The sequence below is a fragment of the Xenorhabdus cabanillasii genome (assembly GCF_003386665.1).
Taxonomy (GTDB): Bacteria; Pseudomonadota; Gammaproteobacteria; order Enterobacterales; family Enterobacteriaceae; genus Xenorhabdus; species Xenorhabdus cabanillasii.
The window spans coordinates 3,808,922-3,826,767 of sequence record NZ_QTUB01000001.1 but is presented as its reverse complement, the minus strand read 5'-3'; the positions used below and the strand labels follow the sequence as shown (position 1 = coordinate 3,826,767).

Below are 17,846 nucleotides of genomic sequence, written 5' to 3'. Positions count from 1 at the left end.
AAAATGAGTAAGAACCATGATTATTCTGACGGGCCGCAGAATATGAAAAAAGTTTCACCATTATTAACGGCGGCGGCAGAAATACCTTTATCTAATTTAGCACCAACAAAAAAAATCACATCTCCACAAGAAGAATATTCATCCACGACATTTTCATTGGCTGATGCACTTAAAAATTTAGGCTATCACTCTATTTTCGATATTGTCAGTGTGTCAAAGCAGCGTTTTATTAAACGTCATAATGAGTCATTGACCGGTTATGCTGAGATTATCTTTGACAGAGCTGTGAGTATGGCTAACCAATTGGTTCAGCATTATCGGCAAAATTCACTCAGGCAACATGATAGGGAAAAAGCACCATTCCGAATTTCAGGCGCAGAGTATCAGAATGCTGGCGGACAAGTTGGAAAACTACCTGACTATAGCAGCCTGTTCCCAGAACCGTGGGATAATTTTTGTCAGCCAGATGCCATTGAATCCCTTGATAGTCCAGCGAATTACTTACTTGATCTTTATAAATTTGTTCAGCAAATCGAAGTCGATGGTACTAATCAGGCAAGAGTACTGGCAACAAGACGGGAAGATATCTCACAGCTGATGTTGGACAGTGAGGCACTTTATAAAGAGGTGCGTGCCCTGACTATCGTGAATAATGTGTTGTCTGAAAGTGCCAGAAAATATATTGACCAGACAGGAGAAGCCACTAAACCCGTTAATCAGGTGTTGGGAGAAACCCGCTTCCCCTTTACGTTGCCCTATAATTTAGCCACTCAACAAATCAATAGAGGATTGGCAGAAAATAACACCGAATTAGGTGCCGTGATCCAGCAAGCAGATACACAATTTCCGTGGAGTACAGGAACTGCAAAAAACCATCAGATTTTGCTGGCCTATACACAATTGAGCAATGAACAAATTGAGATATTAACTGAACCTGCTCATTTTTCTGAAAATTTACTGTCACGTGACCAATTGATGAAGTCTTACTACAGTGGCAGTACTACCGAGCTGGTGCCTGAAAAAGATATTTCACGACACGCTTATATTGTTGCTCAAGAGGAAGGTATAAACGGGCCAACGAAATTAGTTGAAAATTCTCCCAATGCTTATGACACCCTTTCCATCACCTGTAAAAATCAGGCCGGTAAAACCATCACAATTAAACTGCGGGCAGAAAACGTTTTAACTTACTACCGTATCAAGGCAAGAATGGTGCCGTTTGATAACTCTCCACCTTTCAGCCGACAGCTAAAACTGACCTATCTGGAAAGTGATAACCCTGACATCGGTAATCTGGATGAAGGGCCATATTTTGCCAATATGACCATTTACGCCGCTATTCCAGCAGAAAATAATCAACAAATTGGACAAGTTGTCGATCAAATAGATGGCGTCGTATTTCGGGCTATGAGCTATCAGTTAGCGATTGCTAAGTCTGGTACACCATCCTCCGAATTATCACCACAAGCCAATAATTTTTTTGAAAACAATTATGGCCTGTCAGAAGGGCAAAGTGTCCAGCTCAAGCAATTGACTGTTTTTGGTGATCAAACTAATAGCAAAGTTACTGAACTTGAAAATCTGTTTAGCAGTGGCAAATATCGGCCAATTGTTTCCCCGAATGTTCACTTCTCTAACACGATTTTCAGTAGTGAACAAACTTCGGTGACTTTTCCCGCACCTTATCATTATGGTGGTGTTTATATTAATGCCGGGCAACGTGATGCGCTGGAAATTATCCGAACAGATGATGGGCGTGAAATCAAGGCAGTATCACAATTCCGTTATGACAGATTAAATCGTTTTATCCGTTTACAGCGTTGGTTTGATTTGCCTTATCATCAGCTTGATCTCTTGCTGGCTTCTGGCATAAAAGCTGAAACCAATAATCTGGATATGAGAATTACGGATAATGTATTGAAATCATTAGGTCTATTCCGGCATCTGAACGTTCAATACAAAGTGACAGCGGAAATGTTTGCCAGTTGGCTATATCAGGTAACACCATTTTCAATCAACGATAACGTGCCATTCTTTGACCAGCTCTTTAATCAGACAAAACTGTTTGATCAGCCGTTAGTACTGGATAATACAGAATTCAATTATATGGCAACTCAAGGAGATGATGCCAAAACGATCAAACAACTTTGTGCAGGGTTGGGCATTTCTTCTGTGACGTTCCAACTGATCGCCCCGCTTGTTGAAAATGTGCATACGCCAATACAGTCTGCGATGCCTGGAAAATTAAAACGTAATCTTGATGTTGTCTCAAGCCTCTACCGTTTAGTGAGTATTCCTCGCACCTTTGGTCTTTCCACAGAAGATGGATTGATTCTTGCTGATATTCTGACGAATGACCACGGTTATCTGGCTAAGCCGCCTGTTTTCCCTCTGACTAATACTTCTGCCAGTAGTGCGGAACAGAACAGTCTTCTTATCTTCATCATGAAAATGGAGATTATGAGTGCCTGGCTGGTGAAAAGCAAAATGACGGCGGCAAAATTTTCCCTGATACTGGGTAAAACAGTATTGCCTGTTGTACCTACTGATAGCATGGTCACTTTCTTTAAAGGTATTGCTGCCGGGTTATCTGAAAACGTACTTTTATCATCGTCGGCTTTTATCCGTCCAGAGCTGGCTGGAATCGACTGGTGGGCATTACTGACAGGGGAACATGGGCTACTTAATCAGCAAGGGTTGGTATTAGATATTCCACCAGAGTGGAACAAAACAGAGGAAAATCAAATCAGGGAGAAGGTCAAGGCATTGTTTGCTGAAGAGGAAGCGGTTTCGGATAATGCCATTAATATCGTGGTCCAGCTTTTGATTCAGGCCAAAAATGCACAGGATAATCTGCTATCCAGTGCGATTGCAGCGGAATATGGCGTGGAAAAGGGCCTGGTTCCTTTACAGCTTCGCTGGTTAGGCAGTAATGTTTATCAAGTTTTGAATATGATCCTGGCGGGAGTACCGGAAACCGCAGCGGATCTCAGTAGCCAATTTACCGATTTAACCTACAGCCTGCTTATCTATACTCAAATCATCAACACACTAAAAATTAATAAAAACTTGTTGTTACTGCTCCTGACAAAACCAGCATGGCTTGGTGTGTTAAATAACAAAACCTCAAACTCATTGTCATTGGATGAAATATATTCTTTGACTCGTTATCAAGATTTGGTGAACAGCGCCAATCAGAACGAAGACAAGTTGTATGATTATTTCACTTATGCGAATGAGGATCATTCCAGTCAGTCACAATCCGATAGAAAAACAACCAGAAATGGCATTGATGATCACAGTGAAACATGTGCAGATATCCTTGCAGATATTCTGGGATGGGATGCCAATGAAATCTATCTGGCTTGTACTTTGCGAGCATTAACTCCTCCACAGGCACAAAATCTACTCCATATCGACTGGTTACGCAGGTTGCAGCAACTTGCAACCAATACAAACCTGTCAGTGAAAACCTTATGGGATACCAGCGAATTAACAATCAGCACTGATTTCAACCTCTACCAGAGCGTTGGTGAAGCGGTTATGGCGGCCTTAAAAGCGCAAGGAGATATTGAGAATGTCTAATTCCATTGAAGCAAAATTACAAGAAGATTTGCGTGATGCTCTGGTCGATTATTATCTTGGGCAAATTGTTCCTAAAGGAGCGGATTTCCAGCGTGATCGTGAGAAAATCAAGAACGTTGATGATCTTTATGATTATCTTTTGTTGGATACACAAGTTTCTTCAAAAGTGACCACTTCACGTTTGTCTTATGTTACTCAATCGGTACAACAGTATATTAATCGCATTATGCTCAATTTGGAGCCGGGCCTTGCCATGACTCAGGAAGAGATCGCCGATTGGCAGGAGTTTGCCAACCGTTATGGTTATTGGTCAGCCAACCAGCAACTCAGGCTATATCCCGAAATTTATGTTGATCCGACTCTGCGCCTGACAAAAACGGAGTTTTTCTTTCAACTGGAAAGTACATTAAATCAGGGAAAACTGACCGATGATGCGGCACAAAAAGCAGTCCTTGGTTATCTGAATCAGTTTGAAGAAGTGAGTAATCTGGAAGTCCTTTCCGGTTATGAAAATGGCATAGACGTTGCTAATGATAAAACCTATTTCATTGCCAGAACCCGGACCCAACCTTATCGTTACTTCTGGCGCTCACTGGATATGATACAGCGCAACACTGCGACCAATGAGCTGTATCCCACAGCCTGGAGTGAGTGGAAACCCATCAGTGTGCCATTGGAAAATGCCCGCAACGGTATTGTTCGTCCGGTGATCATGAACAATCGCCTCTATATTGGCTGGTTTGAGGTTTCAGAAGAGAAAGATGATAAAGAGAGCACAATAATTCGCTACCGAACCAAGCTCAATATAGCGCATCTGGGGTTTGATGGTACTTGGAGCAGCGGCACAACAGTTCGCGGAGAAGTACTGGATCATGCTATGGATAAAATGATCGCTGTACTTGACCGGACAGGAAAAGAAGAGCGTTTGGCATTGGTGGCCTTTACCCGTCTTCAGGGTAAAGATGGAAATGGGAAGTCCTATGATTATGACGAAGTATTCAGCTACATCTGTGACAATATGCTGATGGCTTCTTCAGATCTTCCTCCTTCAACAACGCATCTCTCTGACCAGGATGATTATGGTAATAAGCTGGTTTGGTTTTTCTTCCGTGAACCCGATAATGGGGGAATGGAAGAGTTCAATCAGCTCATCCTCTATCCCGTTAATATCAATAGAAAATGGCCAATTGAGGGAAAAACGACATTTGAGGGCAAACTGGGTAATAAGGAAGATTTCAATCTTAGTGTAGATTATGTGGAAGATACACTGGATATGTATCTGACCTCTACTTCCACCTACAAATACGATTTCAGCAAAAGTAAAAATATTTTGTATTGCATTTGGCTGGAAGACAAAAATGGTGCCCGATGCTGGCTTGATTACAGTGTACTGACAGAGGAAGATTTTCAAAAGAATGAAATTAAGCTGAGTACCCGCGTGAAACGGTGTAGCAGTGATGACCTGAAAGATATCATTGTTGTTACTGGTTTCAGCCTGCCGAAAGAAGAGGGTGACGATATTGGTGGCAGAATTAAGATCACACTAAGTGTCGGTAAATTATTGCGGGAAAAATTCCAGATCAAACAGAGCAAACAGACTCAATATCTGCAATTCCCTGATAATCAGTCAAAACCCGTTTGGTATTCCGGTAAACAGATCCGCTTAAATACGTTGTTTGCCAGAGAACTCATCAGTAAAGCAAGCAAAAAGCTGGAACTGGTACTGAGTTGGGAAACCCAAAACCTGCATGAAGAATCCATCTCTGGCGGCGGTTCAGTACCGATTGATCTGGAAGGAGCGAACGGTATCTATTTCTGGGAATTGTTCTTCCATATGCCGTTTCTGGTGGCATGGCGATTTAATGTCGAACAGCGTTTTGAAGAAGCCAGTCGTTGGATTAAATATCTGTTTGATCCTTATGAAAATGAAGATGAACCTGCATTGAAACAGGGAAAACCGCGTTACTGGAACAGTCGTCCATTGCTTGATGATCCCAAAGAGACTTACAGTTTGATGCAGCCCAGTGATCCTGATGCCATTGCTTCTGGCGAACCGATCCACTATCGCAAGGCGATTTTCTGTTTCCTGGTCAGAAACCTGATAGATCAGGGTGATATGGAGTATCGAAAACTACAGCCTACGGCAAGAACCATTGCCCGTCTGAGTTATGCCACGGCCAGTTCGCTGCTTGGCCGACGCCCTGATGTGCAATTAGCCAGCTACTGGCAGCCGCTGACATTGGAAGATGCGCTTTACCGATACGATAACAGTGAACTACGCCAATTGGAGATGCAAAGTCAGCCATTGCCGCACATTCCGGTTGTTCACGATAACACCATCCGTGCCATTGACAATGATCTGTTTATGAAACCGATCAACAACGATCTGACCGCACTTTGGGATCGCCTTGAAAACCGGATTTATAACTTGCGGCATAACCTTACGTTGGATGGTAAAGAGATTAACATGGCGTTGTATGATGAAAAAATCTCTCCACGGGGCCTGATGAATCTGCGTTACCAACGTGTAGTGACAGCACGTAATGCCAGCCGAATGAATTTCAATCCTCCCAATTACCGTTTTGAACCAATGCTGGCACGTGCCAAAGGTGGGGTTGATACATTGATCCAGTTCGGCAGCACCCTGTTGAGTCTGCTGGAACGTAAGGAAAGCCTGAGCTTTGAAAAATACCAAATGCTCCAGAACAGCGATCTGTACCGTTTTTCAATAGATCTGCAACAGCAGGAAATCAATATTAATCAGGCTAGCCTGGAAGCGTTGCAAATCAGTAAGAAAGCCGCACAGGATAGATATGAACATTTCAAATCTCTGCATGACGAAAATATTTCACCAACAGAACAACAGGTAATTGAACTTCAAGCCCAATCAGCTTCTTCTTTACTGGCCGCTCAAACATTGCGTACCGGTGCAGCGGCATTGGATATGTTGCCCAACATTTATGGGTTGGCGGTAGGAGGATCGCGCTGGGGGGCTGCATTAAATGCCGCAGCTGAAATCATTATGATCAAACATCAATCTGACAGTATCAAAGCTGACAGTTTGAGTGTGTCAGAATCATATCGCCGTCGCCGTCAAGAGTGGGAAATACAGTACAAACAGGCAGAATGGGAAGTGAATTCCATTGATCAACAAATTAATGTGCAAAACCTGCAAATGGAGGCCGCGACTAAACGGCTGGCACAGATTGAAGCTGAACAACAAAAATCATTGGAATTGTTGGATTATTTCTCCAGTCGTTTTACTAATGAAAGCCTGTACACATGGATGATAAGCCAACTGTCAAACTTATATCTGCAAGCTTATGATGCAGTTTCATCACTGTGTCTTTCTGCGGAAGCCTCATTGCAGTATGAACTGGATTCAGAGCAGACCTTTATTGAAGGCAGCAGCTGGAATGATTTTTATCAGGGGCTGATGTCTGGTGAAACTCTGAAATTGGCATTGCAGAGAATGGAACGTACCTACATTGAACAGAATTCACGTTTGCAAGAAATTACTAAAACTATCTCACTGAAAGAACTCCGCAAAGAGATGTGGGATAAGGACCTGGAGACGCTGAAACAACATTCAGCAATCACTTTCAACTTGCAAGAAGCCGATTTTGCAAAGGATTATCCCAACCTTTCTCATCGTCGAATTAAATCTGTTTCAGTTTCCCTTCCTATGCTGGTGGGACCTTATGAAGATATTTGTGCGCAGTTATCGTTGGGCGTCAATGCCCGCATGGTAAAAGCCGATGTTCAGGTCATGGAAAAGGTACTGAAAAATGGCCTTAATGCTGATTCTCCCTATTGGGTACGTAGCATCCATCCTAACCAGCAGATCTCTTTGTCCAGTGGAATGAATGACAGCGGAATGTTCACACTGAATTTTGATGATGAACGTTTCTTACCATTTGAAGGATCTGGCGTCGAATCAAGCTGGACATTCGCCTTCACTAACCGGACACAAAATCTTGACAGCTTGACCGATGTCATTCTGCACGTCAGATACACGGCTAAAGCAGGTTCTTCTGCGTTTGGCAAAGCTGTCCAGAAACTACTGGCAGAATCAAAAACGGTGGACTCATAACCGCATGGTCTTGGCTTGTTACAGATGATTTCATGATGAACCAGCCTTCTGAAAAGGAGGCTGAACAGGAAAAACGATTGGAGTTTCTCAATGGCAAACAAATACACTTATACATCATCAAAAGCAATGTCCGATATCAGTGATGCTATTGGTGAACCATTAACTGCCTGGAACCAGCAGGAAGGCGGGCAAGTTTATAATGTCATTTTTGATGGTAACGTTTATACCAACACTTATTGGGTTGAACGCTGGCATGTTCCCGGTCAATCCGGCAAAGAAAGTTCACCGCATAATGCCTGGAAATATGTACGTGCAGCAACGGCAGATGAAATTAAACAGCATGGCAATCCAACGGATGGCACGGTATTGCCAACAGAAAATATTCCATTCCCTATTCTGCAATTTGATGAATATACGCAAGACAGTTACCAACAAGTGGGATACAAACCTGATGGCTCAGGCTCATATTTATCTTATACCGCCACCCGTGTCTGTAAACCCATGTATAACCAGTATGAAAGTGATCTAACAAAGCCCAAACTTTCTGCTTATATTACAGATTGGTCCCAATATGATGTTCGTCTTGATAAAGATGATGAAGAGAATAAAGATCCAAACCAATGGGGCAGGGGATTTGATTTAGCGACCATTGATCCAACCATTTATGACAAATTGATTTTCAGTTTCCTGGGGCTTTGTGGTGATGTTGGTGTCAAGAAAGACAAAGTGAACGAAGTGTGGGCTGGCTGGAATTCCCAGACTGACCAGAAAATCAGTGAAGGTCATATTGTGCCACTGGATCCTTACGGTGATTTGGGAACAGCACGTAACGTGGGATTGCCAGAATCAACTCAGAACACGGCAATTAATCCAGGAACGTTTCTGCCCTATTATAACCAGAGTAAAGCGGCTGGTTTGTTGGGGGGATTACGGGAGCTTCAAAAGCGCGCACGTGCGGCTGGCCATAAACTGGAACTGGCATTCAGTATTGGTGGCTGGAGTCTGTCGAGTTACTTTTCTGTGATGGCGGCTGATGAAAATCAGCGTGGTGTTTTCATCGGTAGCGTTGTCGATTTTTTTGAGCGTTTCCCGATGTTCAGTTGTGTGGATATTGACTGGGAATATCCGGGGGCTGCGGGGGATGAACACAACCACGTTAGTGAAGATGATGGTAAAAACTATGCCCTTTTGGTTAAAGAGTTACGGGCAGCACTGGATAATCGGTTTGGTATAGGCAGTAAGGAAATTTCCATTGCCTGTAGCGGGGTAAAAGCGAAATTGGAGAAATCCAATATTGCTGAACTAGTGAAAAATGGATTGGATAATATCTTCCTGATGAGTTACGACTTTTTTGGTACAGGATGGGCGAGTTATATTGGTCACCAGACTAATCTTTATTCCCCCAATGATCCCGATCCCAACGGAGAATATGATCTTTCCGCCGAGGCCGCGATTAATTATCTGCATCAAGAACTGGGCATTCCCTTGAACATGATTAACTTAGGTTATGCCAACTATGGACGTGCAGGGAAGGGTGCCAATCTTGAAACACGCCAGTACGATATGCCCGCGGATGCGTTAGGAACAATGGAGAAGGGGGCACCGGAATTTTTCGATATCGTCAATAATTACCTGGATAATGAACACACACTCAGTACCGGAAAGAATGGATTTGTATTGATGACGGATACCAACGCGGATGCCGATTTTCTGTTCAGTGAAAAGCAGGGGCATTTTATTTCATTGGATACACCGCGTACGGTGAAACAAAAAGGAGAATACGTCAGTGAACATCAATTAGGAGGGATCTTTTCCTGGTCCGGTGATCAGGATTGCGGGCTGTTAGCGAATGCAGCCAGAGAAGGAATGGGATATGTTGCTAAATCTAACCGTGAAACTATTGATATGGGGCCGTTGTATAATCCCGGAAAGCCTTACTATTTAAAATCGCTTAGTGAATTAAAGTCTTCTCGTTAATGCGATAATATTTACGACTGTATTCAGCGAATAAAACTAAAGTTTAAAAAAACCAAATAACAACAAAGACACTTGCCTGGCAAGTGTCTTAATCCGCGGACAAACCTCGTTGTCTTAAGAAGACTGGCAAGAGAACATACAAAACAGTGATGTCGTCATTCAATGGGCCCCCGATCGGGAGCTCTCTACCTCATTTTTGCCCATTTGCGCTAAAATCAGGAGTATGTCTATATTAATCCCCTGTTTTGATTAGAAAAAGAAAGCTCAAAATAAAGATATATTAAATAACACATTGAAAGATATTTATTCTTTCAATAGTAATAAATAAATTAATGGAAAAATAGTTATGGAGTCAATAGGTTATTGCAGGAGGTCTTAAATGCGCCAGAAAAAAAGAAATGAGAAAAAATATGCCGGGTTTTTTCAAAGAGTTTTTTGAGTTTGATCAGAATTATTGGATGCCCAGAGGTCCTGGTAGATGCGCTGGTATTTCTTTATATATTTTGACAAATTTATACGAATGTGAATCAAAATTATTAACACCAAAAAAAGCATTTATGATTTGGGAAATTCTGGTTTTGCTCTGGCCTATGTTTATTTATATGATGAAGATGATCGTAATAAGAAAAATATCTATTATAGAAACGCAGAAGAGCGTCAAAAGGCAGAAGCCACTGGTAACTATATACCGATTAACCATGCAGTAATTATTGTCTGGAGTGGCGGAGAGTTATTCATTTTTGATCCTAACGTTGGAGGTGGACTATTTAATTATGATTCGACGGAAATGAAACATTCAACTATTCAAATTTCAATCAATCTTATGTATAGTAATTTTTATTGCAAGGATAGAGTCAGTCTTGTTTCTGTATTTAGACCCGAATTTGATAGCAAATATAAAACCACCAATAAGGTATTAATAAACAATTCATTGAAAAATATTTATCATTTCAGAAACTATAATTAATTTTTCCAATTCCAACATAGGCATGAGAAAATCATACAAAGCAAACCTCTTAAATAAATTTATATTCTAAGAGGTTTGTTTATTTTATATGTTTTGTGGTAATACTAAAAATCAAACACTGATCTTATGACCCGATAGTGCAGAATTATGTCGGGCCTGACCATCAGCACCATAAAAAGAAGGGCTGTGATGGCTTTTTAAAAAAAGCAATTGCCTGACTATTTAATTCAATATGTTGATCCAGCAAAAATCCATTATGCGCATTTAAATCACGGATACGTTCAACCGACTGACTGATTTGATCCCACAACACAGCCAATATTTCATGGTCAGCATAAGGTGCATTCACTTTCAGCGTTTCATTTAATTGCTGACGCTTTCTTTCCGCATGATCGAGTGCCGAAAGCAAAAATGTTTTTTGTTCTGTGACACGATGTAAATGATTCGCTTCAATAAAGCCTTCGCTCAGGATACGTTGTTCTTCTGCCATCGTTGTCGAAAGCGAATGTAAGTGTGCACTTTGTTGCTCAAGCAAGAGTTGAAGTTCTTCCATTTATGGCCTTTATGATTTTGCTGGTTTATTTCTTATATTCCTTGTTATTAAGGTAATAAGTTTTAAGTAATCAGTTTTCAAGGGCTTCTCTGAGCAGGGCATCAGCAATTTTACCGCTGTCCATGGTCAGAGTTCCCTTTGCAATAGCTTCTTTCAGTTGTTGCACTTTCTGAATATTAATGTCTTGACTACTTGGCTGAACCAGTTTTTTCTGCGCCTCACTCAGTCTAACTTGCGTATCGGCGCTTTTTTCTGCAACAGCCACAGTCCTGCGAGTGCTCTGGGCACTTTCATTGGCATTGCGTTGCTGTAAAGCAGCAATAGCCAGTAGAGGTTGAGTGCGTTCAATACTCATAATCGTAATCCTTTAATCAGGCATTATTTATTTGTCTTATACTCTATTGAGTAGAGGTAGCAGGCGATATACCGCTGGCATGCCTGTAAATCATGGTCTGATGGTTATATCGGCGTAGAAACATAAAACTTTAGCCATTCATAACATCATTTTTACACTACCATTTTCCTGAGCTTCTCCGGTAATAACTTGACCGGAAACCAAGCGGACACGGATATTATCAAAACTTGCAGCATTGTTAATTGCTTTTCCTTCATAACGTACCCGGAAATTTTGTCCATCCAGGATGACAACAACATTTTGTCCGGTTTTAATCACCCACGGACGCCGGAGCATATTACGTGTGATGAATTGCCCGGCGGATATGTTACGAATGGCAATACCATTAAGTGTAACCTTTTTGTTATGAATGATGTCGTTTGGCAGTTTGTCTAAAGCGCCTGTTTTGACCTGAAAATCTTTTTCTCTCAGTACTGAATTACGTTGAATTGCACGACTTGAAACTAAATATGGGCCGGTAACACTGACGTAGATTTGCATAAAACGACGTTGCTGACCACAGTTAACCGGCAGCGAAATATTTCCCCAATTTTTATTGCCCATTGGTGGATGTATTTCAGGAGATTCACATGTTGGCCATTGTTGTTCCGGTGTTTTGATGTCTACGGAAACTTTATAGTTCGTATCGTGGTGAATCTGCTTGAAATAATCATTGATTGAACGGGGCAAATCGTTCCCCCATGCCAAAGAACCACCAAAAAACAGGTTAAGAAAAAAGGCAAGGGATACGATAAATTTTAACGCAGGCATTTTAATCATTTTTATCTCTCTTACTCTTACCTTACTCTCTATTACCTAACACTAGTGAGGTAAACCATGATTCCAAAAATATTCAGTATCTGCTGGATGTTAATAGTGTAACGCGCTTGATTATTAGTTAATGGGATAAATAGCAAATCAATTTGTGTCTATTCTTCGAATCGGCTTTTTCTTCTGAGTTTATGCTGTTAGCGCTCTTAATGCGTTACGGGGCTTGGTCCTGCGGGACTTACCCTAAACTGGCCTATAAAGCCGGCTATAAAACAGGCGAGGGAGGAATATGCTCGATAAATTAGATACCGCCTTTCATTTTCGACAAGAAGCCCTGGTACTCCGCAACCAGCGGCAGGAAATTCTGTCGGCGAACATTGCCAATGCGGATACCCCTGGCTATCAGGCCCGCGATATCGATTTTGCCGCCCAATTGAAGAAGGTGATGGAGCATGGTCGTGTGACGGGAAATGGAATTGGGCTGACTCTGACTTCCAATCGACATATTCCCATTCAGCCTCAGAAACGTCTGGAGATGGATCTGTTATACCGGGTGCCTCACCAGACGGCTATGGATGGAAATACCGTTGACATGGATATGGAACGCAGCAATTTCGCAGATAACAGTCTGAAATATCAGGCTGAACTTACCATGACGGATGCTCAGATCAAAAGCATGATGTCAGTTCTACAGTCACAAGGATAATGGGAATGTCTCTACTCAGTATTTTTGATATTGCCGGCTCCGCGCTTTCTGCTCAGTCTCAGCGGCTGAATGTCAGTGCCAGCAATATGGCGAATGCCGATAGTATCGTTGGGCCGGATGGCGAGCCTTATCGTGCCAAACAGGTCGTATTTCGTGTTGCTGCACCAGCAGGGCAGGAGATCGGCGGTGTGCGCGTCAGTGAAGTGGTGGATGATCCCACACCTTTCCGTCTTGAATATCAGCCGGGCAACCCGCTGGCGGATGAAAAAGGTTATGTGCGTATGCCAAACGTGGATGTTGTCGGGGAAATGGTCAATACCATCTCTGCTTCCCGCAGTTATCAGGCAAATATTGAAGTTCTCAATACCACTAAGTCCATCATGCTGAAAACCCTGACTCTGGGTCAGTAACAGGAATTCCATTATGGCAGTTACCGCTTCAATCAATGATTCTCTGGCTAATTCAACCGTTGATGAATTAGCCAGTGTCACCAAAAAACAGCCGCAAAAAAGTGGCGAGATCAAAGATAATTTCTTGAATTTACTGGTTGCACAGCTCAGAAACCAAGACCCAACCAACCCAATGTCAAACAACGAAATGGCGACACAATTTGCACAGCTTGGTACTGTTGAAGGCATTGAAAAACTTAATAAATCTCTGGGTGTTATTGTCGGACAGATGGAAGGCAATCAGGCAATGCAAACGACCCTGTTGATAGGTCGTAAGGTCATGATCCCCGGCGATAAAATTTTAGTCGGTTCCAATGAAGAGAAAAAAATCAGTACAACGCCATTTGGCTTTGAACTGACCCGTCCTGCCGACAGCGTCAAAGTAACCATCCAGGATAAGAATGGTGTGCTAGTCCGGGAATTGGATATCGGTAAGTTAAATACGGGTGTTCATAGTCTCGTATGGGATGGCAAAGACGCGGATGGCAAGGATATTGCAGACGGTGCATATAACTTCACTGTTTCTGCAAGCTATCAGGATCAAGCGTTAGTGACACTTCCGCTGACATATGCCGTGGTAAACGGTGTTATGCGGGGTGAGGACGGCACTAAATTAGATTTAGGGCTGGCGGGTACGGTAACCATGGATAAAGTTCGTCAGATTCTTTAGCAAAACGGAGGACATATGGCTTTTTCACAGGCAGTCAGTGGCTTGAATGCCGCAGCAAGTAACCTGGACGTAATCGGTAATAATATCTCGAACTCAGCAACATTCGGTTTTAAATCGAGTTCAGCCGCGTTTGCAGATGTATTCAGTGGTTCAGAAGTCGGTTTGGGGGTTAAGGTTTCTGGCATGGTTCAGAACCTTAAAGATGGCTCAACGACTACAACCAACCGTCAGTTGGATATGGCAATCACACAAGGCGGTTTTTTCCGCATGTTGGATTCTAACGGTAATATTTTTTATTCCCGTAATGGTCAGTTCAAAATGGATTCAGACCGTAACCTGATCAATATGCAGGGTATGAAACTAACAGGGTATCCGGCAGTACAAGGTCCAAATGGGCCTGAAATTCAACGTGGTGCCGAACCGGGACCTATTGCGATCGCAACAGATATGCTGGATGCGAAAGCGACAACGGAGGTTACTATAACGGCGAACCTGAATTCGATGCATAAAAAGGTCGATACAACCGCTAACCCATTTGATCCATCTAAAAAAGACAGCTTTAACTACAATTCTGGTATCTCTGTATACGATAGTCTGGGTAATGAGCATAACATCAATATTTTCTTCGTGAAGAATCAAGATAACAAATGGGAAATTCATGCTCAGGATACTTCTGTAGCAGGTTCTCCTGCTCAAAAACTGGGTGATGTGGAATTTGATAATAACGGACGTATTAGAGGCAATGGCAACGCCTTTGATTTTAATATGCCGGCGCTGAACGGCTCTAATGCTACAGCGATCAATATCGATTTTAACAAAAGCAAGCAACAGAGCATTCAACAGGACTCTGTTTCCGACCAACAGCAAGACGGTTATGCAGCAGGCAGCTTCACCAATTACCGTGTTGATTCTGATGGTAAAATTTATGGTCTCTATTCTAACCAGCAGACTCAGGTTCTGGGACAGGTTGTTCTGGCTAATTTCTCTAACCCTGAAGGGCTGGCATCACAAGGCGATAACGTTTGGGTAGAGACGGGGGCATCCGGCAGCCCGGTCGTGGGTACTGCGGGTTCCGGTAACTTCGGCAAGCTGATCAGCGGTGCGCTGGAAGCGTCTAACGTGGATATGAGCCAGGAACTGGTCAATATGATCGTCGCTCAGCGTAACTATCAATCCAACGCCCAAACCATCAAGACTCAGGATCAAATCCTGCAAACTTTGGTTAGTATGCGTTAATTAAGCTCAGGCGGATAGCTTTATGGATCACGTTATATATACCGCTATGGGAGCCGCACGCCAGACACTGGAGCATCAGGCCGTTACTGCTAACAATCTGGCTAACGCTTCAACGCCGGGCTTTAAAGCCCAGCTTGCTGCATTGCGTGCTGTGCCAATTGAAGGTGAAACCCTGCCAACCCGTACTTTGGTTGTTGCCTCTACCCCCGGTATGGATAGCCGTCAGGGACCAATGAATTACACCGCTCGTCCATTGGATGTCGCTGTCGGGCAAGGTGGCTATCTGGCTGTACAGCTTGAAGACGGGACGGAAGCCTACACCCGCAACGGCAGCATCCAGATTTCACCAGAAGGGCAACTGATGGTACAGGGGCGTATGTTGATGGGCGAAAACGGACCAATTGATGTTCCACCACAGGCTGAACTGACCATTGCAGCAGATGGTGCCATTTCTGCCCTGATTGCCAGCGATCCTCCCACTTTATTGGGGCAGATTGGCAAACTGAAAATTGTCAAACCGGAAGCGGGTCAAGTAGTGCGCGGTGATGATGGCTTGTTCCATTTAACCCCACAGGCGCGGGAACAACAAGGTGATGAACTGGCGGCGAGCACTGAAGTGAAAATCATGCCGGGTGTACTGGAAGGCAGCAATGTGAATCCAGTGGAAAGCATGGTGAACATGATCGCCAATGCGCGTCGTTTTGAGATGCAGATGAAAGTCATACACAGTTCCGATGAAAACGCTCAGCGGGCGAACCAGCTTCTCGCTATGAGCTAATCGGGGGAGATAAATTCATGATCCGATCTTTATGGATTGCCAAGACTGGGCTGGATGCCCAGCAAACAAATATGGATGTTATTGCCAACAACCTGGCAAACGTCAGTACTAATGGTTTTAAACGTCAGCGTGCGGTGTTTGAAGATTTACTTTATCAAACTGAACGCCAGCCCGGTGCGATGTCGTCTGAACAGACTAACCTGCCATCCGGTTTACAGATTGGTACGGGGGTTCGTCCGGTAGCGACTGAACGACTGCACAGTCAGGGTAACCTGACGCAGGCCACCAGTATGGACGTGGCAATCAAGGGACAGGGTTTCTTCCAGATCCAGATGCCTGATGGCACTACGGGTTATACCCGCGATGGTTCATTCCAGAAGGATCAAAATGGTCAGTTGGTGACAGCCGGCGGTTTTCAGGTCGTGCCTGCCATCATCATTCCGGACAATGCCACTAAAATCAGTATTGCCCGTGATGGAATCGTCAGCGTAAACGTACAGGGGCAAAGCACACCACAGCCGGTTGGACAACTGACGCTGACTACCTTTATCAATGAGAGCGGTCTGGAAAGCGTCGGTGAGAACCTGTATCTGGAAACCAACAGTTCCGGTGTTCCGGTAGAAAATGCACCGGGCATTAATGGTGCCGGATTGCTCTACCAGGGTTATGTTGAAACCTCTAACGTCAATGTGGCGGAAGAACTGGTCAATATGATTCAGGTTCAACGAGCCTACGAAATTAACAGTAAAGCAGTATCGACTTCTGATCAGATGCTGCAAAAATTGACTCAGTTATAACCGAATCATTAATCAGTGGGGAATAAATTCCCCACGATTTCTACGATAAACTTAAGAGCATCGAAGATGGATACAATGCCCGTTGCTGAAAGCTACGCTGAAAGACAGGCTGAAAAACATGTAGCTCATAGCTCTGCCGGTTTACGGAAAAACCGGGGGGATCAGCGGCATATCAGCAGAACTGTGGTGGTAATCGCAATGTCGGTACTGACATTGGGGGGATGTGCTTATATGCCGCACAAACCACTGGTGAAAGGGGTGACAACTGCCAAACCCGCCGAAGCACCTGCCCCAGCGCCGAATGGTTCTATTTTTCAGACTGTCCAGCCAGTCTATTACGGTTATCAGCCACTGTTTGAAGACCGTCGTCCACGTAATATCGGCGATACGCTGACGATTATCCTGCAAGAAAATGTCAGTGCCAGCAAAAACTCCTCAGCGAATGCCAGTCGTAATGGTAAAACCAGTTTCGCTGCTGCCCTGACTCCCCGTTTTTTACAGGGATTGATCGGTGGTGGTAAAACTGATTTGGGCATGGAAGGTAGTAATGAGTTTGGTGGTAAAGGCGGGGCAAATGCGAACAATACTTTCAGGGGCACAATTACTGTGACCGTGGATCAATTGTTGGCAAACGGTAACCTGCATGTTGTCGGGGAAAAACAGATTGCTATCAATCAGGGAACGGAGTTTATCCGCTTCTCCGGCGTTGTGAACCCGCGCACCATCACCGGCACCAATACAGTCAGCTCCAATCAGGTTGCAGATGCCCGCATTGAATATGTTGGCGATGGTTATATCAATGAAGCGCAGCACATGGGGTGGTTACAGCGTTTCTTTATGAATATCTCACCGTTTTAAAAGAGGATGGTC

Annotated in this window: 14 protein-coding genes; 11 read left to right on the top strand and 3 right to left on the bottom strand. The window is 43.5% G+C overall.

The annotated features are described in order from the left end of the window. Positions 1-3 precede the first annotated feature (3 nt). From BDD26_RS17100 to BDD26_RS17085, 4 genes are all read left to right on the top strand, one after another. Positions 4-3,585 (top strand): Tc toxin subunit A, encoded by a 3,582-nt coding sequence (locus BDD26_RS17100; RefSeq protein ID WP_115827222.1) that lies wholly within the window; start codon positions 4-6, stop codon positions 3,583-3,585. Then, positions 3,578-7,678 (top strand): Tc toxin subunit A-related protein, encoded by a 4,101-nt coding sequence (locus BDD26_RS17095; RefSeq protein WP_115827221.1) that lies wholly within the window; start codon positions 3,578-3,580, stop codon positions 7,676-7,678. Before BDD26_RS17100 ends, BDD26_RS17095 begins: the two co-directional genes overlap by 8 nt. A 90-nt stretch (positions 7,679-7,768) precedes the next feature. Then, entirely contained in the window at positions 7,769-9,655 is a 1,887-nt protein-coding gene (locus tag BDD26_RS17090) for a glycosyl hydrolase family 18 protein (RefSeq protein WP_115827220.1), read from the top strand. Positions 9,656-10,217: 562 nt separating this feature from the next. Then, on the top strand, positions 10,218-10,622 hold the full coding sequence (locus tag BDD26_RS17085) for a hypothetical protein (RefSeq protein ID WP_115827219.1): 405 nt from the start codon (positions 10,218-10,220) through the stop codon (positions 10,620-10,622). Between the two features lie 163 nt (positions 10,623-10,785). Here BDD26_RS17085 and BDD26_RS17080 read toward each other — a convergent pair whose 3' ends face one another. The 3 genes from BDD26_RS17080 to flgA all read right to left on the bottom strand — a co-directional run bounded on the left by BDD26_RS17080 (position 10,786) and on the right by flgA (position 12,340). Then, entirely contained in the window at positions 10,786-11,175 is a 390-nt protein-coding gene (locus BDD26_RS17080; RefSeq protein WP_244922765.1) for a flagella synthesis protein FlgN, read from the bottom strand. 70 nt (positions 11,176-11,245) lie between these two features. Next, on the bottom strand, positions 11,246-11,530 hold the full coding sequence (gene flgM, locus BDD26_RS17075) for a flagellar biosynthesis anti-sigma factor FlgM (RefSeq protein ID WP_038259987.1): 285 nt from the start codon (positions 11,528-11,530) through the stop codon (positions 11,246-11,248). Positions 11,531-11,668: 138 nt separating this feature from the next. After that, on the bottom strand, positions 11,669-12,340 hold the full coding sequence (gene flgA / locus BDD26_RS17070) for a flagellar basal body P-ring formation chaperone FlgA (protein ID WP_038259996.1): 672 nt from the start codon (positions 12,338-12,340) through the stop codon (positions 11,669-11,671). A 289-nt stretch (positions 12,341-12,629) separates the two neighbouring features. Here flgA and flgB point away from each other — a divergent pair, with 289 nt between their 5' ends. From flgB to BDD26_RS17035, 7 genes are all read left to right on the top strand, one after another. Further along, positions 12,630-13,046 carry a flagellar basal body rod protein FlgB gene (flgB, locus tag BDD26_RS17065; RefSeq protein WP_115827218.1) on the top strand — a complete coding sequence of 139 codons (417 nt, stop codon included), beginning with the start codon at positions 12,630-12,632 and terminating at the stop codon, positions 13,044-13,046. Between the two features lie 5 nt (positions 13,047-13,051). Beyond that, entirely contained in the window at positions 13,052-13,456 is a 405-nt protein-coding gene (gene flgC / locus BDD26_RS17060; RefSeq protein ID WP_038259984.1) for a flagellar basal body rod protein FlgC, read from the top strand. Positions 13,457-13,469: 13 nt separating this feature from the next. Next, the gene (flgD, locus tag BDD26_RS17055; RefSeq protein ID WP_115827217.1) at positions 13,470-14,165 is read left to right on the top strand and encodes a flagellar hook assembly protein FlgD; all 696 of its coding nucleotides are present in this window, start codon (positions 13,470-13,472) and stop codon (positions 14,163-14,165) included. A gap of 15 nt (positions 14,166-14,180) precedes the next feature. Then, positions 14,181-15,401 carry a flagellar hook protein FlgE gene (gene flgE, locus BDD26_RS17050; RefSeq protein WP_115827216.1) on the top strand — a complete coding sequence of 407 codons (1,221 nt, stop codon included), beginning with the start codon at positions 14,181-14,183 and terminating at the stop codon, positions 15,399-15,401. Between the two features lie 22 nt (positions 15,402-15,423). Further along, on the top strand, positions 15,424-16,179 hold the full coding sequence (locus BDD26_RS17045; RefSeq protein ID WP_038259979.1) for a flagellar basal body rod protein FlgF: 756 nt from the start codon (positions 15,424-15,426) through the stop codon (positions 16,177-16,179). A gap of 17 nt (positions 16,180-16,196) precedes the next feature. Then, the gene (flgG, locus tag BDD26_RS17040) at positions 16,197-16,976 is read left to right on the top strand and encodes a flagellar basal-body rod protein FlgG (protein ID WP_038259976.1); all 780 of its coding nucleotides are present in this window, start codon (positions 16,197-16,199) and stop codon (positions 16,974-16,976) included. 198 nt (positions 16,977-17,174) lie between these two features. After that, positions 17,175-17,834, top strand: coding sequence for a flagellar basal body L-ring protein FlgH (locus BDD26_RS17035; RefSeq protein ID WP_232217377.1), 660 nt, complete (start codon positions 17,175-17,177; stop codon positions 17,832-17,834). Positions 17,835-17,846: the final 12 nt, after the last annotated feature.